General features: G+C 46.0%; 24 protein-coding genes. 18 read left to right on the top strand and 6 right to left on the bottom strand.

From position 1 onward, the window contains the following. Positions 1-22: 22 nt before the first annotated feature. The 5 genes from gyrB to dnaA all read right to left on the bottom strand — a co-directional run bounded on the left by gyrB (position 23) and on the right by dnaA (position 6,265). Entirely contained in the window at positions 23-1,951 is a 1,929-nt protein-coding gene (gyrB, locus tag DHX103_RS07715; RefSeq protein ID WP_422124692.1) for a DNA topoisomerase (ATP-hydrolyzing) subunit B, read from the bottom strand. 209 nt (positions 1,952-2,160) lie between these two features. Beyond that, complete coding sequence (gene recF / locus DHX103_RS07710) at positions 2,161-3,273, bottom strand: DNA replication/repair protein RecF (protein WP_422124691.1); 1,113 nt, start codon at positions 3,271-3,273, stop codon at positions 2,161-2,163. Next, positions 3,263-3,502: a S4 domain-containing protein YaaA gene (gene yaaA, locus DHX103_RS07705; protein WP_422124690.1), complete on the bottom strand. Its 240-nt coding sequence runs from the start codon at positions 3,500-3,502 to the stop codon at positions 3,263-3,265. Before yaaA ends, recF begins: the two co-directional genes overlap by 11 nt. 108 nt (positions 3,503-3,610) lie before the next feature. Next, positions 3,611-4,747: a DNA polymerase III subunit beta gene (gene dnaN / locus DHX103_RS07700; RefSeq protein WP_422124689.1), complete on the bottom strand. Its 1,137-nt coding sequence runs from the start codon at positions 4,745-4,747 to the stop codon at positions 3,611-3,613. Positions 4,748-4,921: 174 nt separating this feature from the next. Beyond that, positions 4,922-6,265, bottom strand: a complete 1,344-nt coding sequence (dnaA, locus tag DHX103_RS07695; protein ID WP_422124688.1) for a chromosomal replication initiator protein DnaA — start codon at positions 6,263-6,265, stop codon at positions 4,922-4,924. Positions 6,266-6,746: 481 nt separating this feature from the next. On the opposite strand from dnaA, the gene rpmH reads away from it, so the two are divergent. The 15 genes from rpmH (at position 6,747) to DHX103_RS07620 (ending at position 20,137) form a co-directional block, all read left to right on the top strand. Continuing rightward, positions 6,747-6,884, top strand: coding sequence for a 50S ribosomal protein L34 (gene rpmH, locus DHX103_RS07690; protein ID WP_144839691.1), 138 nt, complete (start codon positions 6,747-6,749; stop codon positions 6,882-6,884). Between the two features lie 82 nt (positions 6,885-6,966). Further along, the gene (rnpA, locus tag DHX103_RS07685; RefSeq protein ID WP_422124687.1) at positions 6,967-7,308 is read left to right on the top strand and encodes a ribonuclease P protein component; all 342 of its coding nucleotides are present in this window, start codon (positions 6,967-6,969) and stop codon (positions 7,306-7,308) included. A 60-nt stretch (positions 7,309-7,368) separates the two neighbouring features. Continuing rightward, on the top strand, positions 7,369-8,148 hold the full coding sequence (gene yidC, locus DHX103_RS07680; protein WP_422124686.1) for a membrane protein insertase YidC: 780 nt from the start codon (positions 7,369-7,371) through the stop codon (positions 8,146-8,148). Beyond that, the gene (jag, locus tag DHX103_RS07675; protein ID WP_422124685.1) at positions 8,145-8,885 is read left to right on the top strand and encodes an RNA-binding cell elongation regulator Jag/EloR; all 741 of its coding nucleotides are present in this window, start codon (positions 8,145-8,147) and stop codon (positions 8,883-8,885) included. Before yidC ends, jag begins: the two co-directional genes overlap by 4 nt. Positions 8,886-9,222: 337 nt before the next feature. Beyond that, positions 9,223-10,608, top strand: a complete 1,386-nt coding sequence (gene mnmE / locus DHX103_RS07670; RefSeq protein ID WP_422124684.1) for a tRNA uridine-5-carboxymethylaminomethyl(34) synthesis GTPase MnmE — start codon at positions 9,223-9,225, stop codon at positions 10,606-10,608. A gap of 22 nt (positions 10,609-10,630) precedes the next feature. Beyond that, positions 10,631-12,520 carry a tRNA uridine-5-carboxymethylaminomethyl(34) synthesis enzyme MnmG gene (gene mnmG, locus DHX103_RS07665; RefSeq protein ID WP_422124683.1) on the top strand — a complete coding sequence of 630 codons (1,890 nt, stop codon included), beginning with the start codon at positions 10,631-10,633 and terminating at the stop codon, positions 12,518-12,520. A gap of 407 nt (positions 12,521-12,927) precedes the next feature. After that, entirely contained in the window at positions 12,928-13,641 is a 714-nt protein-coding gene (gene rsmG, locus DHX103_RS07660; RefSeq protein WP_422124682.1) for a 16S rRNA (guanine(527)-N(7))-methyltransferase RsmG, read from the top strand. Positions 13,642-13,745: 104 nt separating this feature from the next. After that, positions 13,746-14,606, top strand: coding sequence for a nucleoid occlusion protein (noc, locus tag DHX103_RS07655; RefSeq protein WP_422124681.1), 861 nt, complete (start codon positions 13,746-13,748; stop codon positions 14,604-14,606). A 158-nt stretch (positions 14,607-14,764) separates the two neighbouring features. Beyond that, a complete protein-coding gene (locus tag DHX103_RS07650) occupies positions 14,765-15,526 on the top strand; it encodes a ParA family protein (RefSeq protein ID WP_422124680.1) in 762 nt (253 codons plus the stop codon). Beyond that, complete coding sequence (locus tag DHX103_RS07645) at positions 15,519-16,352, top strand: ParB/RepB/Spo0J family partition protein (RefSeq protein ID WP_422124679.1); 834 nt, start codon at positions 15,519-15,521, stop codon at positions 16,350-16,352. Before DHX103_RS07650 ends, DHX103_RS07645 begins: the two co-directional genes overlap by 8 nt. Before the next feature lie 262 nt (positions 16,353-16,614). Beyond that, positions 16,615-17,331 carry a DUF554 domain-containing protein gene (locus tag DHX103_RS07640; protein WP_422124678.1) on the top strand — a complete coding sequence of 239 codons (717 nt, stop codon included), beginning with the start codon at positions 16,615-16,617 and terminating at the stop codon, positions 17,329-17,331. Between the two features lie 15 nt (positions 17,332-17,346). Further along, a complete protein-coding gene (locus DHX103_RS07635; RefSeq protein ID WP_422124677.1) occupies positions 17,347-18,237 on the top strand; it encodes a mechanosensitive ion channel family protein in 891 nt (296 codons plus the stop codon). Between the two features lie 16 nt (positions 18,238-18,253). Further along, the gene (locus tag DHX103_RS07630) at positions 18,254-18,454 is read left to right on the top strand and encodes a DUF951 domain-containing protein (RefSeq protein WP_422124676.1); all 201 of its coding nucleotides are present in this window, start codon (positions 18,254-18,256) and stop codon (positions 18,452-18,454) included. Positions 18,455-18,541: 87 nt separating this feature from the next. Next, entirely contained in the window at positions 18,542-19,642 is a 1,101-nt protein-coding gene (gene ychF / locus DHX103_RS07625; RefSeq protein WP_422124738.1) for a redox-regulated ATPase YchF, read from the top strand. Positions 19,643-19,762: 120 nt separating this feature from the next. Then, the gene (locus tag DHX103_RS07620; RefSeq protein WP_422124675.1) at positions 19,763-20,137 is read left to right on the top strand and encodes a gamma-glutamylcyclotransferase family protein; all 375 of its coding nucleotides are present in this window, start codon (positions 19,763-19,765) and stop codon (positions 20,135-20,137) included. Positions 20,138-20,206: 69 nt separating this feature from the next. On the opposite strand, the gene DHX103_RS07615 is transcribed toward DHX103_RS07620, so the two are convergent. Next, positions 20,207-20,770 (bottom strand): DUF3267 domain-containing protein, encoded by a 564-nt coding sequence (locus tag DHX103_RS07615; protein ID WP_422124674.1) that lies wholly within the window; start codon positions 20,768-20,770, stop codon positions 20,207-20,209. Positions 20,771-21,024: 254 nt separating this feature from the next. On the opposite strand from DHX103_RS07615, the gene rpsF reads away from it, so the two are divergent. From rpsF to rpsR, 3 genes are read left to right on the top strand one after another with little or no spacing between them, the layout of a single operon-like run. Then, the gene (gene rpsF, locus DHX103_RS07610) at positions 21,025-21,312 is read left to right on the top strand and encodes a 30S ribosomal protein S6 (RefSeq protein ID WP_144839723.1); all 288 of its coding nucleotides are present in this window, start codon (positions 21,025-21,027) and stop codon (positions 21,310-21,312) included. Positions 21,313-21,362: 50 nt separating this feature from the next. After that, positions 21,363-21,848: a single-stranded DNA-binding protein gene (ssb, locus tag DHX103_RS07605; RefSeq protein ID WP_422124673.1), complete on the top strand. Its 486-nt coding sequence runs from the start codon at positions 21,363-21,365 to the stop codon at positions 21,846-21,848. Positions 21,849-21,899: 51 nt separating this feature from the next. Continuing rightward, complete coding sequence (rpsR, locus tag DHX103_RS07600) at positions 21,900-22,136, top strand: 30S ribosomal protein S18 (RefSeq protein WP_422124672.1); 237 nt, start codon at positions 21,900-21,902, stop codon at positions 22,134-22,136. Positions 22,137-22,644: the final 508 nt, after the last annotated feature.

Raw genomic sequence — 22,644 nt, 5'->3', positions numbered from 1 at the left:
GCCTCCTCTCACCTGAATCAGCTTACACATCCAAATTCTTAACGTAACGGGCGTTTTCTTCTATAAAGTTCCGGCGTGGTTCAACGTCATCCCCCATTAGAATGTGGAATGTCTCATCAGCCGTCATTGCATCGTTCAATGTTACCTGCAGTAATGTCCGGACATCCGGATCCATTGTCGTGTCCCAAAGCTGTGTCGCATTCATCTCACCAAGACCTTTGTAGCGCTGGATATTCGGTTTCGGATTGTTCGACAGGTTCGCCAATGCTTCTTTTAATTGAGCATCGGTATAAACATATTCGACGTGCTTGCCTTGTTTGATCTGGAATAAAGGCGGCTGAGCGATATAGATATAGCCGGCTTCGATCAACGGACGCATATAACGGAAGAAGAAAGTCAACAGCAGCGTACGAATATGGGCGCCGTCAACATCGGCATCGGTCATGATGACCACTTTATGGTAACGGGCTTTTTGAAGATTAAATTCTTCTCCGATACCAGTTCCAAGCGCCGTGATGATATTACGGATCTCCGCGTTTGAGAGAATCTTGTCCAGACGGGCTTTCTCCACGTTCAGGATTTTTCCGCGCAATGGCAGAATGGCCTGGAAATGGCGGTCACGGCCTGATTTTGCAGAGCCTCCCGCTGAGTCACCCTCAACAATGTAAATTTCACTTATCTTTGGATCACGTGAAGAACAATCGGCCAATTTACCTGGCAAACTTGATACTTCCAGGACCGATTTACGGCGTGTAAACTCACGCGCTTTTTTGGCAGCCAAACGAGCGTGGGAAGCCATGATCCCTTTTTCGATGATTTTGCGCGCTGTGGCAGGGTTTTCAAGCAAGAAACGTTCAAATCCGCCTGAAAACAGGTTGTTGACGATTGTGCTGACTTCGGTGTTGCCCAATTTCGTTTTTGTTTGCCCCTCGAACTGAGGGTCCGGGTGTTTGATCGAAATGATGGCCGTCAAACCTTCACGGGCATCATCGCCTGTTAAATTAAGATCAACTTCTTTTAACATGCCATTTTTGCGGCCATAATCATTGATAACCCGAGTCAATGCTGTTTTAAAGCCGGATTCGTGCGTTCCGCCTTCGTGGGTATTGATATTATTAGCAAACGAGAAAATATTGGCTGCATAGCCGGCATTGTATTGCATCGCCACTTCAACCGTAACGCCTTCTTTTTCCGCTTCCACAAAAATCGCTTCTTCATGAATCGGGTCTTTCGATTTATTTAAATGTTCGACGTAGGACTTGATCCCACCCTCGAAATGATAGTTTTTCTCTTTTTCTTCGCCTTCGCGCTCATCCGCAACAATGATTTTCAAGCCGCGGTTCAAATAAGCCAGTTCGCGCAAACGGTGATCAAGGATATCGAATTCATAAACGGTGGTTTCACTAAAGATATCGCCATCCGCTTTGAAACGGATCGTCGTTCCTGTGTGGTCGGATTCTCCGATGACATTCAATTCTTCCGTCACCGCTCCGCGTTCGAATTTAATGTAATGGCGCTTTGAATCACGGTTTACATAAACTTCGGTCACTTCTGACAAAGCATTTACCACCGAAGCACCTACTCCGTGAAGTCCGCCCGACACTTTATATCCGCCGCCGCCGAATTTACCGCCGGCATGGAGCACAGTCATGATGACTTCGACAGCCGGACGCCCCATTTTCTCCTGCATACCAACCGGAATTCCGCGGCCATTATCTTCGACGCGGATCCAATTATCCTTTTCAATTGTCACTTTGATTTGATCGCAATGACCGGCAAGCGCTTCATCGATACTGTTATCGACAATTTCCCACACCAAATGGTGAAGGCCTCGTGAACCAGTCGACCCGATATACATCCCCGGTCTTTTGCGAACAGCTTCCAACCCTTCCAGTACCTGGATTTGATTGGCGCCATATGAGTCTTGAAGTTTGTTTTCTTCCATAGCCATTCCATCCACCTGCTCTTTCTTACAACATTTCTATTTCCCGTGACAAGCTATAACTAGCTGGACTGTTTACTTTTATCTAATGAAACGCAAAATTCCCCAATCAGCATTACCAGCCGCACAAAAACACCGCCATTTACAGTAGATGCCCATTGACGGCCAAGCCTTCAGCTATTCGGATTGAACTGGGCTACTTGCAATTACTTCCTATTTTACTCTTTGACGGTCCCATTTGTTACTTCGAAAAGACGGGCGCTTTGAATCGTCTCGTGCTGGATTCCGTCTACACTGGTTGTCGTCACGAATGTTTGGACTGAACCGCGTATCGTATTCAGCAAATGGGATTGGCGGTAATCATCCAATTCCGACAATACATCGTCCAGTAATAAAACCGGAGGCTCTCCCACTTCCTGTTTGATGAGCTCGATTTCAGCCAATTTCAGTGACAGGGCGGTTGTCCGCTGTTGGCCCTGCGAGCCGTAGGTCTGGACATCATAGCCATTGACGAAGAATTGAAGCTCGTCCCGGTGCGGACCGACAAGCGTCACTCCACGGTCTATTTCTCTTTTTCTGACCTCGACCAGCTTTTCCCCTAAAAAAGACGCCATTTTTTCCGGCGTCCAATTCGGGTCCAAACCGTTGATGGGCTGATAGCGGATTTCAAGCTGCTCGAGGCCTCTGGAAATTCCCTGATGGATCGGAGCCGCCCACTTCTGAAGAAGTTCCATAAAATGAAATCTTTTTCGGATGATTTTTACCGCTGCTGCTATAAATTGATCCGTATAGACGTCGAACATGACGTCATTGATCGATTGTTTGCCGTAATGTTGCTTCAATATATGATTCCGCTGTTTTAACAGCTTTTGGTAAGTCAAAAGGTCATGCAGATAAACAGGCGAAATCTGGCCGATTTCCATATCGATGAAACGCCGCCGCACCTGGGGGCTGCCTTTAACAAGATGCAGGTCTTCCGGGGCGAACATGACGACATTCAATTGGCCGATATAATCGCTCAGTCTCCGTTGTTCCAGGTGATTGACTTTCGCCGTTTTGCCTTTTTTCGACAAGGTGATTTCAAGCGGAAGTTTGCCGTATTTGCGGAACACATCAGCTTTTATTTTACCATATTCGGCATCCCAGCGTATGAGTTCCTTGTCGTTGGAAGTGCGATGGGATTTGGCCATCGACAGCACATACAATGCTTCCATGATATTGGTCTTGCCTTGCGCGTTCTCTCCTATAAAGACGTTGATCTCAGGGGAAAACGACAGCTCCAGTTTTTCATAGTTGCGGTAATTCAGGAGCTCGAGACGGTCAATCCGCATCGAAGCTCATGCCTTCGGCGACGACGATACGGAATTCTCCCACCTCTGGAATTGAAACTGTGTCATCCGGACGCAGTTTTTTGCCTCTGCGGTTTTCCGCTTCTCCGTTGACGAAAACATCGTGTTCGCTCAGGAACCATTTTGCCATTCCACCCGAACTGATTGTATCTGTCATTTTCAATAATTGTCCCAAAGTTATAAATTCTGTCTCAATACCGATTTCTCTCAAAATGCACTCATCCTTCAATTCGTAGTCTATCCCTTTATTTTACCCTATATACCCCCAGAAGTAAAAAAGGATAGCCTGTATGGGCTATCCTGAGGTGTTGCTGAGTATTTAATATGTCCGGACAGGAAGAATAAGCTGAAGAATCGAATCATCCAATGCTGATTTCAGGACGAATGGGCGCATCGCACCAGAGAATTGAATGACCACATCTTGGCCGTCAATTGCTTTCAGCGCATCCATCATGAATTTCGCACTGAAGGAGATTTTCAGATCTTCCCCTTCTATACTTTGTGCCTGAAGCTGCTCTTCGACTTTTCCGACTTCCGGTGAATTCGAAGAAACTTCGACATCATTGCCTTCCGACGCTGAAAAACGGACCACATTATTGCGTTCTTCGCGTGCCAATAAAGAAGCGCGGTCAATTGCCTGCAGCAATGAACGGCCATTTACAGTGACGTTGGTTTTGTATTCTGCCGGGATCAAGCGTGACGTATCCGGATAGTTTCCTTCAAGAAGCCTTGAGAAGAAAAGGATATGTTTTGATTTGAACAGCACCTGTTGGTTGGTCATGACGATTTCAACCGCTTCGGAAGTGTCATCTAGGATTTTATTGAGCTCATTCAAGCTCTTACCTGGAATAACGACGCTGTATTCGCCTTCCGGCAAGGTTTCTAACGTCGTTTTGCGGCGTGCCAGACGGTGGCTGTCAGTTGCGACGCATACCAATTCGCCGTCTTTCACTTCCCAATGGACGCCGGTAAGGACCGGGCGTGTTTCTGAACTGGAAACGGCAAACACGGTTTCGCGGTTGATCGTTTTCAGCAGATCTGCCGGGATTGTGAACAAACGGTCATCCTGGATTTCCGGAAGTTGGGGATAATCCATTGCATCCAATCCTATAAGATGGAACTCGGATTTTCCTGAACGAATATGTGTCTGGAAGTTTCCTGTAATTTCAATCTCCACATCATTTGTCGGCAGTTTACGAATGATTTCACCGAATACTTTCGCCTGGAGAACAATGCTTCCTCCCTGTGCGACCCGAATGATCTGTTCGCCGTCTTCTTCTGCCGGGATGAACGTTTGGATCGTGATATCTGAATCACTGCCCGTGAGTCTCATTCCTTCGGAAGAAACGTCCATTTTGATCCCTGTTAAAATCGGGATCGTTGTTTTTGAACTGACTGCTTTCATTACATCGTTTAATCCTTCAACTAATCGCTCACGCATTATCTCGAATTTCATTCTCGAACCTCGCTTATATATATATTTTGTTTAAAGCTTTTTAAAGTAATAATAGTAGTAGGGCCTGTGAATATGTGGATAAGCTTGTTTTTTTGAATTCTGGCGGGTTATCCACATGTAGATAAGCTGTGTGTAAGGCAGTGCATTATTTTGGTGCTTATCCACAGCTGAATTTTACTTGGTGAGCGCTTTTTTGATGTCTTTGACGTCCTGTTGGAGCTGCTGGTTGTCTTTCAGCATCGTCGAAATCTTTTCGTGGGCGTGGATGACCGTCGTATGGTCGCGTCCTCCGAATTCTTCTCCGATTTTGGGTAATGAAAAATCAGTAAGCTCCCTGGAAAGGTACATCGCCACCTGTCTTGGATAGGCGATGTCTTTTGTCCGGCGCTTCGTTTTGAAATCATCAATTTTGATATTGAATTGATCGCCGACCGCATGCTGAATGTCCAAAATCGTAATGACTTTCGGTTTCGCATTCGGCATGATGTCTTTCAGCGCTTCTGCAGCAAGATCCGCACTCATATCACGGTTGATCAAAGACGAATAAGCCACTACGCGAATCAATGCCCCTTCGAGTTCCCGGATATTGGAATCGATGGAATTGGCGATATAGGTCATGACATCGTTCGGAATATCGAGGCCGTCTGCTTTTGCTTTTTTGCGCAGGATGGCAATCCGTGTTTCCAGATCCGGCGGTGTAATATCCGTGATCAGACCCCACTCAAAACGCGACCGCAAGCGGTCTTCGAGTGTCGGAATCTCTTTTGGCGGCCGATCGCTGGAGATGATGATCTGCTTGGATTCTTCGTGCAGCGTATTAAAGGTATGGAAAAACTCTTCCTGGGTCTGTTCTTTGCCAGCCAAAAATTGAATATCGTCAATCAGAAGAATATCGACACTCCGGTATTTATTTCGGAAATCGACGGTTTGGTTATCCCGTATGGAGTTGATGAATTCGTTGGTGAATTTTTCCGATGATAAATAAACCACTTTGGCATTCGGGTTGTGTTCGAGGACGTAATGTCCGATTGCGTGCATGAGGTGGGTCTTGCCAAGTCCTACGCCTCCATAGATGAACAGCGGATTATAGGCTTTTGCGGGAGCTTCGGCCACTGCAAGCGATGCAGCGTGTGCGAAACGGTTGCCTGACCCAATTACAAATGTATCAAAAGTGTATTTGGGGTTCAGCATTCCCGGCAAAAACTCCTGCTGGTCATTCTGGCCCGGCTTTATGCGGGGCGCTGGAAGCTGAAAATCGTCCATGTCCTGATCTTTGGGCACAACAAATTTGATATGCAGATCGTCACCGGTCAGATCCGACAGAATTCCTGTTATTAAATGGACGTAATGGTTTTCAAGCCAGTCACGTGCAAACGAATTCGGAGCGGAAATAGTGACGGTATCACCCTGATAAGTCAAAAGTTTTGTTGATTTTAGCCATGTTTCAAAACTGGGTTTGGAGATTTTGGTTTCAACTTTGGCTAAGACACTCGACCAAATTTCGTCTAAGTGTTCCAATAGCGTTTCTCCTTTATATGTAAAATATTTTTTAAGTATACCATACACAAAGCCACAGCCTGTGGATAACATTGATGAACAGGTTGTTGAATAACTATCCACATCTTACCCACAGTTTGTGGATAAGTATTTTGGGATAAAAATTATCAACAAGTGAAAACAAGTTAATGTTACCAAAAAAGAATAGACAATACAAGAATTTATTGAACTTATCCACATATCCCGAATGGTGCACAATAGAGCTATCCACATGCGGTTCATATGTGCGGAACTTGTAGATAAGGGGTGTGGATAATTATTTTACCGAAAAAATTCGTACACAGCAAATCCCGAAAACTATTTTGTGAATGTGGATAACATTATTATTAAAGAATAGTACGATCTCGAATAAGAGATTGACATTTGATAGGGCCAGCCATTATAATAGTCGAGACTGTCTTTAAGATAAATAGTTAACTCACATTATCAGGAGGTGTCATATATGACATTGCGCACATACCAACCGAATAAACGTAAACACAGCAAAGTACACGGCTTCAGAGCACGTATGAGCACTAAAAACGGACGCCGCATAATTGCAGCACGCCGTCGTAAAGGAAGAAAAGTATTATCAGCTTAAGTCCACTGACCGCATCAGTGGTCTTTTTTTTCTTTTCAGCCGGAAATCGGCCGGAGATGAACCAAAATAAGCAGGTGAAAAAATGAATAAGCATCAGCGGATCAAGAAAGATAAAGAATTCCAGCGGGTATTCAAGCACGGAAAGTCATTCGCAAATCGTCAATTCATTGTCTATATGCTGAAAAGTGACCAGCCTGAATTCAGGGTCGGCTTATCCGTCAGCAAGAAAGTAGGCAACGCAGTGGTGAGGAATCGCATCAAGCGATATATCCGGCAAGCTTTCCTGGAAATGAAGGATGAGCTGGCGCCAAACGCGGATTATGTTATCATCGCCAGGCAACAGGCGGCCACATTGGATTACCATGAAAGCAAGAAGAATTTGCAGCATGTTTTAAAAATTGCCCGCGCTTTGCCAAAGAAGTAGAAAGCGCAGCAAAGGGAATGTTACTATAGAAGTAATTAGAATTAGTTTGGGGGAAGAAGCTTGAACAAGCGTAATTTATTGATCATCGCGCTGATAGGCGTTGCCTTGCTGTTATCCGGTTGTACAGAATTCGATCAGCCGATCAACAGCGACAGCGATGGGTTCTGGAACGAGTTTATCGTTTGGCCGCTCGTATCAGCAATCACTTATTTCAAAGACTTTTTGGGAACATATGCATTCGGGATCATCGCAGTAACTATCATCATCCGATTGGTGATGCTGCCGCTGATGATCAAACAGACGCGCAGTTCGAAGCGCATGCAGGAAATTCAGCCGGAACTTAAAAAGCTGAAAGAGAAATACCAATCGAAAGATGCTGTAACTCAGCAGAAATACCAAAAAGAAATGATGGCAATGTTCCAGGAAAGAGGCGTCAACCCGATGGCGGGCTGTCTGCCGATTGTGGTCCAGATGCCAGTGCTGATCGGTTTCTATCACGCAATCAGCCGTATGAACAGCACGCCTGAGATCAATTTGGGCTCATTCCTTATTTTTCCGCTTGCTGAACCAAGCATTATCTTGGCAATTATTGCTGGTGCAATGCAATATGTTGTACTCCGCACAGGCCCAGCAATGGACAATCCGCAAATGAAAATGATGATGTATTTCATGCCTGTTATGATCGTCGGTTTTGGTGCAATTTTGCCTTCCGCTTTGACATTGTATTGGGTAATCGGAAATATCATTTCATTGATCCAAAATCTATTTATCTACCGTCCTTGGGAAAAGAAAGAAGTGCAGCAACCTGTTAAAACGAAAGCAGGAGGGGCTAAAAAGTGAAACAGATTACGCAGACGGGTCTAACTGTTGAAAACGCGATATCTGAAGCATTAGAAAAACTCCAAGTTACACGAGAAGAAGTAAGCATCAACGTAATCCAGGAAGAGAAAAAAGGATTTTTCGGATTTGGCGCCAAACAAGCTGAAGTGGAAGTGACGGTGAACCAACCGGAGCCAACACTGCAGGACAGTGAAAAAGAATCCGAAATTCCTGTAATTACAGAAGAACTGACTGAAAAGCCTGCTGAACAAGAGGGACAAGCGGAAAAATCTCGTCCTTCAAATGATCAGGCGATTGAAGAAACAAAGAAATACTTACAGGCCGTTGCAAAGGAGATGGGGATCGACGATTTGTCGGTCAGCCATAGCGTCAAAGGCAAGCAAGCCAGTTTTTATCTGGAAAGTGAAAAAGTGGCGATTCTGATTGGAAAAAGAGGGCATACCTTGAATTCACTTCAGCAATTGGCGCAATTGGTGGCCAATAAATACGCGAATCAATTCATGATGGTGGAACTGGATGCGGAGAATTACCGTGAACGCCGCCAGGAAACGTTGGAACAGCTGGCGGACCGGATGGCTGACAAAGCGATCCGCACCGGCAGCCGTGTCCAATTCGAACCGATGCCGTCCTACGAACGCAAAGTGATTCATCAAGCTTTGTCGAGACGCCTTGATATTGATACTTTTTCAGAAGGAAAAGATCCGAACCGCTACCTGGTCATCGAACCGGTGCGATAAAAAGAGCAGCCCGCTTGTAAAAAAAGCGGGCTGTTTTTTTGTTGGCTGAAATTAGGGGGGCTGTCCGGCAGGAGGAGCAAAAAGAGGGAGAAGAGACAATAAGGAATCGGCAGCTGAATTAATTGGCGCAAAAAAGTTCTCTGTCTTTCGGTTCAAACAGAATTATGCTATTGTAATATGTTAGAAAGTCATGTAATTTTCTCAGTTGTCCACATGTGGACAACTTTTTTAAAGAGCAAACTGAAATTATATAGATGAAGAGAAAAAATGGCGGCTGTGGATAATTAATTATTCCGGCGCGGCATTTGATTTTTCTGCACATAGAGGAGGATACATCATGGAGTTCGATACGATTGCTGCGATATCGACGCCCTCAGGCGAAGGAGCGATCGCCATTGTCCGTTTGAGCGGCCCGGAAGCGATTTCGATTGCGGACCGACTGTTCCGAGCGGCAAGCGGCAAAACATTGGCAACGCAGCCGACCCATACCATTCACTACGGCCACCTTCGGGATCCATGGACAGAGGAAACCGTCGAAGAAGTGATGCTGTCATTCATGAAAGGTCCGAAAACTTTTACCCGGGAAGACGTCATTGAGATCAATTGCCACGGGGGAATCGTGTCGGTAAACCGTGTGCTGCAGCTTGTCTTGCGCGCCGGAGCCCGGCTTGCGGAACCTGGTGAATTTACGAAGCGGGCGTTCCTGAATGGCCGCATCGATTTATCCCAGGCGGAAGCGGTCATGGATTTGATTCGCGCGAAGACCGACCGTGCCATGGACGTTGCCCTCGGACAGATGGAAGGGCGGCTGTCGAAACTCATCGGCACATTGCGCCAGGCGCTGCTCGAGTCGATTGCCCAGATGGAAGTCAATATTGATTACCCGGAATACGACGACGTCGAGGAAATGACGCGGCCGATGATGCTGGAAAAGGCAAAATGGGTGCAGGCGGAAATCGACAAGCTGCTGCAGACTTCATCTCAGGGGAAAATTCTCCGTGAAGGGCTTTCTACGGTCATCGTGGGACGGCCGAATGTCGGGAAATCCTCGCTGTTGAACAGCCTGGTACAGGAAAATAAAGCCATCGTGACTGAAATTGCGGGGACGACCCGTGATATAATAGAGGAATATGTGAATGTTCGGGGCGTACCGCTTCGCCTGGTCGATACGGCCGGCATACGGGAGACCGAAGACATCGTCGAACGCATCGGCGTGGAGCGCTCCCGCAAAGTGCTGAAGGAAGCGGATCTGATCCTGTATGTGCTGAATTATGCGGAAGAATTGACCGAAGAAGACGCATTATTATTTGAAGCGGTCAAAGGCATGAATTACATCGTTGTCGTCAATAAAACCGATTTGCCCCGCAAAATTGATTTGGAGCAAATGCAGCAACTGGCTGGCGATAATTTGATGGTGACGACTTCTTTAATAGAAGAAGAAGGAATCGATCAGCTCGAACAGGCCATTGCGGATCTGTTTTTTGAAGGGGAACTCGAAGCAGGGGATATGACTTATGTTTCGAACGCACGCCATATTTCATTGTTGCACCAGGCACACCAAACCATTTCAGATGCCATTGGGGCTGCGGAAATGGACGTGCCGGTCGATATGATCCAAATAGATGTTACTCGAACTTGGGAATTACTGGGGGAAATCATCGGCGATACGGCGGATGACGGACTCCTGAACCAATTATTCTCACAGTTCTGCCTAGGAAAATAAAATTTGAAGGGAATGAACGAACATGCCACAATTTGAAGCAGGCACGTTCGATGTAATCGTTGTAGGAGCGGGACACGCAGGTGCTGAAGCAGCGCTGGCCTCTGCCCGCATGGGAGCCAAAACGCTCGCCTTGACGATGAATTTGGATATGATCGCATTTATGCCTTGCAACCCGTCCATCGGTGGACCGGCGAAAGGGATTGTTGTACGTGAAATTGACGCACTTGGCGGAGCCATGGGGCGCGTAATCGATAAAACACACATTCAGATGAGAATGTTGAATACAGCCAAAGGGCCGGCCGTGCGCGCGTTGCGTGCACAGGCTGATAAAGTGCTTTACCAGCAGGAAATGAAACGCCTGATGGAAGACCAAGAAAATCTTACCCTTCACCAGGGTGTAGTTGAAAAGCTGATTGTGGAAGACGGAATGGTCAAAGGCTTGCTTACGCAGGCTGGTGGCATTTACCGCGCCAATTCGGTGGTCATCACGACGGGCACGTTCCTGCGCGGTGAAATCATCATCGGCGACCTCCGGTATTCCAGCGGTCCGAACAACCAGCAGCCATCGATCAAACTGGCTGAGCACCTGGAGGAGCTGGGCTTTGAAACCGTGCGTTTCAAAACGGGCACACCTCCGCGCGTCAACAGCAAAAGCATCGATTATTCGAAAACGGAAATTCAGCCGGGCGACGATGTGCCGCGGGCATTCGGTTTCGAAACAACAGAATTTATTATGGATCAATTGCCTTGCTGGCTGACCTATACAACTGCCGAAACTCACCAGATCATTGATGACAATCTTCACCTGTCGCCGATGTATTCGGGTATGGCAAAAGGAACCGGTCCGAGATATTGCCCATCCATCGAAGACAAAATCGTCCGTTTCGCCGACAAGCCAAGACACCAGATTTTCCTTGAGCCGGAAGGCCGCAATACAAGTGAAGTTTACGTTCAGGGGCTTTCAACAAGTCTGCCGGAACACGTGCAGCGCAAACTTATAGAGTCCATTCCAGGGCTTGAAAAAGCGGATATGATGCGTGCCGGCTACGCCATCGAATACGATGCAATCGTACCGACGCAATTATGGCCGACACTCGAATCAAAACAGATTGAAAATCTTTATACAGCTGGCCAGATCAACGGAACTTCCGGCTACGAAGAAGCGGCAGGACAAGGATTGATGGCCGGCATCAACGCAGCAGCAAAAGTGCTTGGCAAAGAAGAAGTGATCCTGAGCCGTTCGGAAGCCTATATCGGCGTTCTCATCGACGACCTGGTAACGAAAGGGACAAGTGAACCCTATCGTCTGTTGACGTCGCGCGCTGAATATCGCCTCTTGCTGCGCCATGACAATGCGGATATGCGCTTGACTGAATTGGGCTACAAGCTGGGCATGATTGATGAAGCCCGCTATGACCGCTTTATTGAGAAAAAGCAGCGCATCGAAGTAGAAATTGCCCGCTTGCGCAAAGCGATGATCAAGCCGACCGAAGAAACACAGCAAGCCATCCGTGACGCAAGCGGAAGCGAGCTGAAAGACGGCATCCGTGGTGCAGATCTGTTGAAGCGCCCGGAAATGAATTATGAAATGATTGCCCAATTGACGCCATCTGAGATTGAACTTAGCGAAGACATTAAAGAGCAGGTTGAAATCCAGGTGAAGTATGAAGGGTACATCGAAAAGTCCTTGCAGCAAGTGGACAAACTCAAGAAAATGGAAAACAAGAAGATTCCAGACGGTATCGATTACCATGCGATTTCCGGCATTGCGACGGAAGCGAGAGCAAAAATGTCTGAGGTCAGACCTCTTTCCATTGCACAGGCTTCCCGAATTTCAGGCGTAAACCCTGCTGACATTTCGATTCTTTTGGTGTATATTGAACAAGGAAGAATTGCGAAAGTTTCGGTGTGATTTAAAGAATAACTTTTAAAAAATTTCATGTAATATCGCTTCGGCGCTTTGGACTAGCCTCCCGCAATAAGCCGAGAAGACCACTCGTCTTATTGCTCCGGCCCGTCCTGAGCCGCGCCGGCGCTTAGAAACTGACTTTAACTGAGCCAGTCTCTAAGATATGAAGCAAAATAGCGCAGACGCCATGGGGACCAAGCGAAGTGCTGAGATCCACTCGGGCGAAGTGAAACGAGACCGAGTTAGCTCAGCGCGAGCCCCCAGGCAAGCAAGCTGTTTTGCGGAATATCGATTTATATGGACTTACTGTTAGAATATACAAAAGCCAATAAAAAGGGCTGGGAGATACCAGCCCTTTTTACATATGATGATGCGTTATGGTTTGGACAAAAGAGGGAGGAAGAAGCAGATTGAATGAACAGCAATTTAAAGACGCCCTCAGCGAAAAAGGAATAGAATTGGACGACCGGCAACTGCAGCAGTTCAGAATCTATTTCGAAGAATTGGTCGAATGGAACGACAAGATGAACCTGACTGCCATCACCGATCAGCCATCTGTTTACTTGAAGCATTTCTACGACTCGGTAACTGCGGCTTTTTATTTGGATTTCACAAAGCCTTTAAAAGTATGTGATGTGGGAGCGGGTGCCGGTTTTCCGAGCATTCCATTAAAAATCTGTTTCCCGCATATCCAGGTGACCATTGTGGATTCATTGAATAAACGCATTCAATTCCTCAACCATTTAAGCGACAAGCTGGAATTGGCAGATGTCCAGTTTGTGCATGCGCGAGCTGAAGACTTTGGACAATCGGAACATCGCGCACAATATGATTTGGTGACGGCCCGTGCTGTGGCAAGGTTGTCTGTGTTAGCCGAATTATGTGTGCCGCTTGTTAAAAACGGCGGAATATTCGCCGCGATGAAAGCAGCTTCTGCCCCTGACGAATTGAAGGATGCCGAACGGGCACTTGATAAACTCGGGGTCAAACAGGAAAGTGTCCATGCCTTCACCTTGCCGATTGAGGAAAGTGAGCGATACCTGCAAGTTTTCCGTAAATTCAAGGAAACACCGAAAAAGTATCCAAGAAAACCGGGTACGCCGAATAAATCACCAATTACTTGAATCACAAGTTTTGAATGTTTCACGTGGAACAATGGGAAAAGCAGGTATTGCAGCAGGAACAGCGAATTATGTACAAGTGAGCTTTTAAAAGGTGGTGCTTGAGGATGAAAAGTCCTTTTTCACGTTTCTTCGGGGGCGTAGATAAAGAAGAGACAGAAGTTATTGAAAAACCGGTGAGTGAAGCTTCAGAAGAAGTTGTCAAATTGCCGATCGATAAAATAATTGCGAATAAATTTCAGCCAAGAACGATCTTTGATGAAGACAAAATCGAAGAACTGGCGCGCACGATCCATATGCATGGCGTTATTCAGCCCATCGTTGTACGGGTTGATGAAGACGATAATTTTGAAATCATTGCCGGGGAGCGCCGTTTCCGGGCGATGAAATCATTGGGCTGGGAAGAAGTGCCGGCCATCGTTCGCCAATTGAGTGATAAAGAAACGGCGTCCATCGCTTTGATCGAAAACCTTCAGCGCGAAGAACTGACAGCGATCGAGGAAGCCAATGCCTACCATAATCTTTTGGAAATCCATGAGATTACGCAAGAAGCGCTGGCTCAACGATTGGGCAAAGGCCAGTCTACAGTGTCCAACAAGCTGCGCTTGCTGAAACTGCCGGAAGAGCTGAAGCAGGCTTTGATGGACCGGGTGATCACGGAACGCCATGCCCGGGTGCTGCTGCAATTAAAGGAGCCAGCGACTCAGCTGAAGTTTTTCCAGGACACGGTTGAACAGAACCTGAACGTGAAGCAACTGGAAATCAAAGTGAAAAACCATCTTTCGACTGAACCGAAAAAAGCCAAGCCGAAGCGCAAAGCATTCAGCCGGGATGTCAGAATTGCGATGAATACCATCAAGCAATCGTTGACGATGGTAACAAAAAGCGGTATCGATGTTTCTTCCGAAGAAGAAGAACACGACGAGTATTATCAAATCACCGTAAAAATACCGAAGAAAAAATCTTAAAAAGCACTTTCCTGTGAGGGAAAGGCTTTTTTTAATCGCTTTGTAATCTTACTGGAGAAATATTTTGATACAATAGAATGACGGGAGGGGAAACAATAGCGAAAGCTCTGTTTCCCCTAGAAATGAGAAAAGCAGAAAGAAAGAAAGTTGGTGCAAGTGTGGGTAGAACAATTGCGATCGCCAATCAGAAAGGCGGCGTAGGAAAAACGACCTCTTCAGTAAACTTAAGTGCCTGTCTTGCATACTTAGGCAAGAAAGTTCTTTTAATAGATATCGATCCACAAGGGAACGCGACCAGTGGCGTAGGCGTCAATAAAGGAGACGTCGACCAATGCATCTATGAAGTGCTGATCGACGATGTGGACATCAAAGACACCATTATGGAAACGAAGGTGGAAAATCTTCATTTAGTGCCGGCGACCATCTCTTTGGCCGGTGCCGAAATTGAATTGGTTTCCACCATGTCAAGAGAAGTGCGACTGAAAAGTGCACTTGAAGAAGTGAAAGGGATGTATGACTACATCATCATTGATTGTCCGCCATCTTTGGGACTGTTAACCATTAACTCGTTGACGGCTTCCGACGCCATCATTATTCCGGTGCAATGTGAGTATTATGCACTGGAAGGGTTAAGCCAATTATTGAGCACCATCCGTTTGGTTCAGAAGCATTTAAACCATGATTTGATGATTGACGGTGTACTGTTGACTATGCTCGATGCCCGGACGAACTTGGGCATCCAGGTTATTGAAGAAGTGAAAAAGTATTTCCAGGACAAAGTATATCGGACAATCATCCCCCGGAACGTAAGATTGAGTGAAGCACCAAGTCACGGGGAACCGATCATCATCTATGATGCGAAATCAAAAGGCGCGGAAATGTATTTAGAAATGGCGAGGGAAGTGATTCATAATGGCTAAAGGGTTGGGAAAAGGCATCAATGCATTGTTTCCAGGTGAAAATTTAACGAAAAATGAAACGGTCAGCGAAGTCAGTATTTCGGATATCAAAGCGAACCCTTATCAACCGCGTAAAATTTTCGATGAAGCTGCACTTGGCGAATTGGCTGAGTCGATCAAAGAACATGGCATCCTGCAGCCGGTTATAGTCAGAAAAGCTGGCAATCGCTTCGAACTGGTCGTTGGAGAAAGACGTTTCCGTGCTGCCAAACTTGCAAAATTAGATGGAATTCCGGCAATCATTAAAGAATTATCGGATCAGCAAATGATGGAACTTGCTATATTGGAAAACCTTCAACGGGAAGATTTAACGCCGATTGAAGAAGCCGAGGCTTATCAGAAATTGATGGAAGCGTTAAATCTGACCCAAGAGCAATTGGCTTTCCGATTAGGGAAAAGCCGTCCGCATATAGCGAATCATGTCCGTTTATTGGCTTTGCCGAAAGAGGTCCGTCAATTGATTTCCAGCAAGAAATTGTCGATGGGCCACGGTCGGACGTTATTAGGTCTCCGTTCGAAGAAAAGCATTCCGGTAACAGCGCTAAAGGTTGTTAAAGATAACTTGAACGTTCGCCAGCTGGAGAATCTCGTGCAAAGATTGAACGAAGATGTTCCACGTGAAACAATTGAGAAAAAGAAGGATATCTTTATAGAAGAAAAACAATCTGAACTTCGTGACCGGTTCGGTACGAACGTCCAGATCAAGAAGAACAAGAACAAAGGGAAGATTGAAATCGAGTTTTTCTCGGAAGAAGACCTGGAACGTATATTGGAACTTTTGAATTGACAAGCCCGTGCCTATTCTCCTCAGAAGGGGAATAGGTTCTGTTTATGTGCTGGGACTATGCATATTTGTCTTGAATTATAGAAAAAGTGTGTATAATACCGCTTCGACACTGAGAGCACTCTCTAGAGATATGGAGCAAAACAGCGAAGAGTTGAACGAAGCAGCGCAGCGATGCAGGAGCACGTGTTTTGCGGAATGTCGGTTAGTAAATTCAACTTACATGGAAAATAGATTGGTTTGGAGTGGGGAAGGAGCTGGGTAAATGGTTCTGTTAGGAACGTTGATAAATGCGGCATTGATAATTGCAGGAACCCTTATCGGCAGAGCTCTTCGGAATATCCCTGATAAGATGAAAGAAACTGTTATGTATGCCATCGGATTGGCAGTAGTGGTGCTCGGGTTGCAAATGGGATTCGAAAGCCAGAACTTTGTCATTGTCATCATCAGCCTGGTGTTTGGAACGGTCATTGGTGAATGGGCAAATCTTGACGGGAAACTCAATCATTTCGGCCATTGGATCGAAGTGAAATTGGGTGCGAAAGAAAGTAAGGGAAGTATCGCTCAGGGCTTTGTTGCTGCCACATTGATATTCGTGATTGGGGCAATGGGCGTCATCGGCGCACTGGAAAGTGGACTGAGCAATGAACACGGCGTTTTGATCTCGAAAGGGATTATTGATGGATTCACATCGATAATTCTCGCGTCGACGTTGGGCATCGGCGTACTGTTATCTGCTGCACCGGTTTTTGTTTATCAGGGACTGATTGCGCTGTTTGCAACGCAAATCAGCCTGATTGTTCCTGACGCGGCACTCGATTTGTTCATCACGGAGATGTCGGCTACCGGCGGCATCATGATCGTCGCAATCGGATTGAATCTGATGGGCATCACAAAAATACGGGTGGCGAATTTATTGCCAGGAATTCTAGTTGTTGCATTGGCAGTCACGGTAATTTATCAATTCAATTTGATGCCATAAGGAAGTGAAACAATAATGACTTTAGAAAGCCTGTATCAGGCAGCCTATGAGATGCTGACAGATGAGACGATGTGGATAGGGCTGGGTTGGGTCTTTGTGAAAGTGATCATGATTACATTGGCCGCCTATATTGCTGTAATTGTCATAAGAGTCGTCATCCGGAAAACATTTTCGGTTAGAATTCGCGGACCGTTGAAATATAATGAACGGCGCCAGCAGACTTTATCGAAATTACTTGAAAACGTGGTAGCTTATGTAGTATATTTTGTTGCCATCATTGCGGTGTTATCGACCTTCACGATCGACATTACCGGTTTGATAGCCGGTGCGGGTGTGTTGGGCCTTGCAATTGGCTTCGGCGCACAGAATCTTGTGCGCGATATCATTACCGGATTCTTCATCATTTTTGAGGACCAGTTTTCGGTCGGTGATTATGTCCGGATCGGGCAAGCAGAGGGAACGGTTGAAGAAATTGGACTGCGTACGACAAAAGTGAAAGCCTGGACGGGGGAATTATTCATTTTTCCGAATGGCAACGTAACGGATGTTGTTAACTTCTCCATTCATAATTCGATTGCAGTGGTGGATGTTAATATTTCCTATGAATCGGATATTGCAAAAGTGGAAAACCTGATCGTTGAATTTATTGGAACGCTGCAGGACCACTATGAGCAGATCATCAAACCCGCTGAACTGCTCGGTGTCCAGAATCTGACGACAACGGAAGTGGTCATGCGCATTACGGCCGAAACGCTTCCGATGCAGCATTTTGCTATTGCCAGAAGCATGCGCCGGGATTTAAAGGAATTTCTCGACCAACGCGGAGTTGAAATTCCATATCCGCGCATGGTAATGATGCAGCGTTCGCCGGAGGCATCAAGTTCGGCAGCGATTGCCAAAAAATGATGAAGGAGTTTGGACGATGGAAATGAAAGAATTCGGATTGAATGATGTCGTCGAGATGAAAAAGGGCCATCCATGCGGCGCAAATGCCTGGAAAATTATCCGGATGGGTGCGGATATCCGCATCAAATGTGAAGGGTGCCAGCACAGCGTCATGATTCCACGAATTGAATTTAATAAGAAGATGAAAAAAGTTCTTATCAAAGCGGAAGCGGAATGATTAATGGACATTTTGTTATTCTGTTCCTATAATAGAGTGGTTGTATAAAAAATAAATCGTTTTCAAAGAAGAAAGGTCGTGAATCCTTTGGCATTAACTGCAGGGATTGTAGGATTACCAAACGTAGGGAAATCCACATTATTTAACGCTATAACCAAGGCGGGCGCGGAAGCGGCAAACTACCCGTTCTGTACAATAGATCCAAACGTCGGAATTGTAGAAGTTCCGGATGAACGCTTAGACAAACTGACTGAATTGGTCGAACCGAAAAAAACTGTTCCGACTGCGTTTGAATTCACGGACATAGCGGGTATTGTAAAAGGCGCCAGCAAAGGTGAAGGTCTCGGCAATAAATTCCTTTCGCACATTCGTGAAGTGGATGCCATCTGCCAGGTAGTGCGTTGTTTTGCAGATGACAATATTACACACGTATCTGGAAATGTGGATCCGATTTCCGATATCGAAGTGATCAATCTTGAATTGATTCTTGCGGATATGGAAAGCATTGAAAAAAGAATTGTGCGCGCCGCGAAACTTGTGAAACAAAAAGACAAGGATGCGGTTGCAGAAGAGCCGGTTCTTATGAAATTGCGCGAAACATTCGAAGAAGGCAAGCTTGCCCGGTCCATCGATTTTACGGAAGATGAGATGCGCATAGCGAAAAGCTTGAATTTATTAACACTTAAGCCTATGCTTTATGTGGCTAACGTGGCAGAAGATGAAATTGCGGAAGCGGACAATAATCCATACGTGCAGGAAGTACGGAAATATGCTGCTGAAGATAATTCGGAAGTCATTGTTGTATGTGCGAAAATTGAGGAAGAAATGGCCGAGTTGGAAGACGAGGAAAAAGAAATGTTCCTTGAAGAACTGGGCATCGAAGAATCAGGCTTGGATCAATTGGTCAAAGCATCGTACAATTTGCTTGGACTTGCGACCTACTTTACTGCCGGCGTGCAGGAAGTTCGTGCATGGACATTCAAAAAAGGGATGAAAGCACCGCAATGTGCGGGGGTCATCCATTCTGATTTCGAGCGTGGTTTTATTCGCGCCGAAACTGTGGCTTATGAAGAATTGGTGGAAGCCGGTTCGATGGCTGCAGCAAAAGAAGCTGGGAAAGTTCGCCAGGAAGGCAAGGAATACCTTGTCAAAGACGGCGATGTCATGTTGTTCAGATTTAATGTGTAAGATTTTGGATGTTGCCACGGATACAACTCAAGAATAACACCGGCGACATACCGAGTCAGGAATAATAAACCAAACCGGATGCCTTTTTGCATCCGGTTTTTAAATTTGGAGGGAAAAAACATGCTGTTATTTGTATATGGAACGTTAAAGACTGGTGGGAAATACAATTTCTATCTGGAGGAAGCTTCGTTAAAAGCTGAGCAGGCGGTTGCTGCAGGTTCGCTTTATGATACTGGGCTCGGCTATCCGGCGATGAGCCTGGATGGAGCGGATCAGATTCACGGGGAAGTTTATGAAATTCCGGAAGTGCTGTGGCCGGCACTCGACTTTCTGGAAGATTGTACGGGCGATGAAGCGACTGATTTTTATGAGAAATCGGTGATTCCTGTTGAAGTAAACGGCGAAGTGCTGGAAGCCACGGTTTATCTGGCAAAAGACAAAGACTTATTGAAAACGAAAATTTCAAGCGGCGTTTGGGATATTGCATACGTTTAGAAAAGCGTTAACGCCTGTTCTGCCTTCTAGCTGGGCCGTCGGAGTCTGGACAGTAGAAAAGCACACACATCAAGAAATCGATGAATCTCCGGAATCCGGATATTCATCATATACATAAAGGCGGGGCTGTGAAGGATCATCAAGAATCCAAGCCTCGTCTTTTACTTTGCGCAATTTATTGTACATCAGAAAATCGCCGGCGGCCCCGGCAGCGAGCATCGCTCCGAGCAGCACGAGAACCTGGTCTTCCAGCCAAAAACCGATGATGGTGGGAATGACCGCAGTCGTCCAAAAAGGCAGCAGCAATACTTTGCGCATCCGCTTGTTTTGAATCGGTGAACTGCTCGTGGCATAGGCGTAGCCCTTGGACAATTCCATGCCGTAACTGAGCGAAGAAAGCGGTACTCTTCCAAACACGATGAAACCAATCAGATGAAAAAATTCATGCAAGAGAACCAACACGATATAGCCGACTGTAAAATAGGCAATGCCCCAGAGGGAAAAGCTGAATTGCAGCGGCTCTGCGAAAAGGTGATAAGCGACAGCAAAACCGATCAGCAGCCAGATATTGATCCACAGCATTTTCGGCGCGATTTCTTCCAATTTGAGTTCGATGATGGATGAAGGTTTCACGGATTCACTTCCTTTTGGTTGGAAATTCGGTGGGCAAAGGGGAAGGGGGAAGGGGTTTATTCTTCGCTGATCCAATTCCTGCCCTTGAATTTCCTCTATTCTAATAAAAGTATAGCGGATAATCCGGTGGAAATGACAGTTGCAGGGCATAGCCGTTTGTGCTACAATACAGTGATGTGAGTAATATTTTTAATTGCTTGCTCCTTGCCCGCTGAAATCAGTAGGGCCCAAGTCCATAAGGAGGTGACAACACGATGAGAGAGTATGAACTAATGTACATTATTCAGCCTGCTATTGAAGAGGAAGCGAAAAAAGCTCTAGTTGAGCGTTTTGACGAAATCCTTACTACTAACGGTGCTGAAATCATCGAGTCGAAAGAATGGGGTAAACGTCGTTTAGCTTACGAGATCAACGATTTGCGTGAAGGTTTCTACCAGATCGTTAAACTTAACGCTGGCTCTGAAGCTATCAACGAATTTACACGTCTTGCGAACATTAACGAAGACATCATTCGCCATATCGCTGTACGCAAAGACGCGTAAGCGCCATATGGAATTGTAAATAATTTTGACTTAAAGGAGGTTGAATTCTGATGATTAACCGAGTTGTTTTAGTCGGAAGGCTGACAAAAGATCCAGATTTGCGCTACACACCAAGCGGTGCGGCGGTGACACGTTTTACACTGGCTGTAAACCGGACATTCTCCAATGCGCAAGGTGAAAAAGAAGCGGATTTTATCAACTGTACTGTTTGGCGCAAACAAGCTGAAAACACAGCGAACTTCCTGAAAAAAGGGAGCTTGGCAGGTGTTGAAGGCCGCATCCAGACGGGCAGCTACGAGGGACAGGATGGAAAGCGTGTTTATACGACTGAAGTGGTGGCGGACAGCGTTCAATTCCTTGAACCGCGGAGCGCCGGAGCCGGTTCAGACCGTTCACAAGGGCAACAGCCATCCTATCAGCAGAACCAACCGACAAGTCAGCCAAGTCAACAAAATAATCAGACCCGTGTAGACCAGGATCCATTCTCAAACAACAGCGGACCGATCGAAGTTTCAGATGACGATCTGCCGTTCTAAGAGGAACTGGCCAAAGGGCTTAAAATCTTAGCAAAAAGGAGGTAATTCGATATGGCACCACGTCGCGGAGGCAAAAAGCGTAAAAAGGTTTGTTATTTTACGTCAAACAACATCACACACATCGACTATAAAGATACTGACCTATTGAAGAAATTTATTTCTGAAAGAGGAAAAATCTTGCCACGTCGTGTTACAGGCACTAGCGCTAAATGGCAACGTAAGTTGACAATCGCTATCAAACGCTCACGTATCATGGCACTTATTCCGTTTGTTGCGGAAGAAAGATAATAACGATTTCAAAAAGACCGGGAAACCGGTCTTTTTTTTTGTTGTCTTTTAACTATATATATTAAATAAATGGACTTTAGTAGCCGATATTCCGCAAAACAGCTTCGCTTGCCTGGGGGCTCACGCTGAGCTAACTCGGTCTCGTTTCACTTCGCCCGAGTGGATCGCAGCACTTCGCTTGGTCCCCATGGCGTCTTCGCTGTTTTGCTCCATATCTCAGATTGCTTTCTGGTAAAAAAATATCCTATAAGTCTGTTACATGTGAGAAAGTAGTCAATTCATTTCTGCACTGAACCAAAATGAAGCCTACATTCGGTCGAACCTTTGCGACGAAGCGTGTAACGCTGCAACGGTTTTTCATGTCTCGAAGCTAGCGCAGCGATGCAGAGACAGGAGCATCGTTTTTCGTTAGATACTGAGCTCCCCGCGGAAAGCGTCCGCCTAGAGCGAAATGATTGAAGAAGTAGTCAGTATTTCGACAGCCTTACAAAAAGAACGGGAAACCGGT

The organism is Planococcus daihaiensis (assembly GCF_049262615.1).
In the GTDB taxonomy this organism is placed as follows: domain Bacteria; phylum Bacillota; class Bacilli; order Bacillales_A; family Planococcaceae; genus Planococcus.
Note: the sequence above shows the minus strand (reverse complement) of the source record. Positions and strands in the feature narration are given on the sequence as shown.

What these genes read in the sequence shown, in the direction of transcription:
- noc (WP_422124681.1), top strand. Translation starts at nt 13,746, where the DNA reads ATGAAAAGTCCTTTTTCACGTTTCTTCGGGGGCGTAGATAAAGAAGAG.
- rpsF (WP_144839723.1), top strand. Translation starts at nt 21,025, where the DNA reads ATGAGAGAGTATGAACTAATGTACATTATTCAGCCTGCTATTGAAGAG.
- rpmH (WP_144839691.1), top strand. Translation starts at nt 6,747, where the DNA reads ATGACATTGCGCACATACCAACCGAATAAACGTAAACACAGCAAAGTA.
- DHX103_RS07635 (WP_422124677.1), top strand. Translation starts at nt 17,347, where the DNA reads ATGACTTTAGAAAGCCTGTATCAGGCAGCCTATGAGATGCTGACAGAT.
- recF (WP_422124691.1), bottom strand. Translation starts at nt 3,273, where the DNA reads ATGCGGATTGACCGTCTCGAGCTCCTGAATTACCGCAACTATGAAAAA.
- DHX103_RS07630 (WP_422124676.1), top strand. Translation starts at nt 18,254, where the DNA reads ATGGAAATGAAAGAATTCGGATTGAATGATGTCGTCGAGATGAAAAAG.
- dnaN (WP_422124689.1), bottom strand. Translation starts at nt 4,747, where the DNA reads ATGAAATTCGAGATAATGCGTGAGCGATTAGTTGAAGGATTAAACGAT.
- ssb (WP_422124673.1), top strand. Translation starts at nt 21,363, where the DNA reads ATGATTAACCGAGTTGTTTTAGTCGGAAGGCTGACAAAAGATCCAGAT.
- DHX103_RS07640 (WP_422124678.1), top strand. Translation starts at nt 16,615, where the DNA reads ATGGTTCTGTTAGGAACGTTGATAAATGCGGCATTGATAATTGCAGGA.
- rnpA (WP_422124687.1), top strand. Translation starts at nt 6,967, where the DNA reads ATGAATAAGCATCAGCGGATCAAGAAAGATAAAGAATTCCAGCGGGTA.
- rpsR (WP_422124672.1), top strand. Translation starts at nt 21,900, where the DNA reads ATGGCACCACGTCGCGGAGGCAAAAAGCGTAAAAAGGTTTGTTATTTT.
- gyrB (WP_422124692.1), bottom strand. Translation starts at nt 1,951, where the DNA reads ATGGCTATGGAAGAAAACAAACTTCAAGACTCATATGGCGCCAATCAA.
- DHX103_RS07620 (WP_422124675.1), top strand. Translation starts at nt 19,763, where the DNA reads ATGCTGTTATTTGTATATGGAACGTTAAAGACTGGTGGGAAATACAAT.
- DHX103_RS07645 (WP_422124679.1), top strand. Translation starts at nt 15,519, where the DNA reads ATGGCTAAAGGGTTGGGAAAAGGCATCAATGCATTGTTTCCAGGTGAA.
- mnmG (WP_422124683.1), top strand. Translation starts at nt 10,631, where the DNA reads ATGCCACAATTTGAAGCAGGCACGTTCGATGTAATCGTTGTAGGAGCG.
- mnmE (WP_422124684.1), top strand. Translation starts at nt 9,223, where the DNA reads ATGGAGTTCGATACGATTGCTGCGATATCGACGCCCTCAGGCGAAGGA.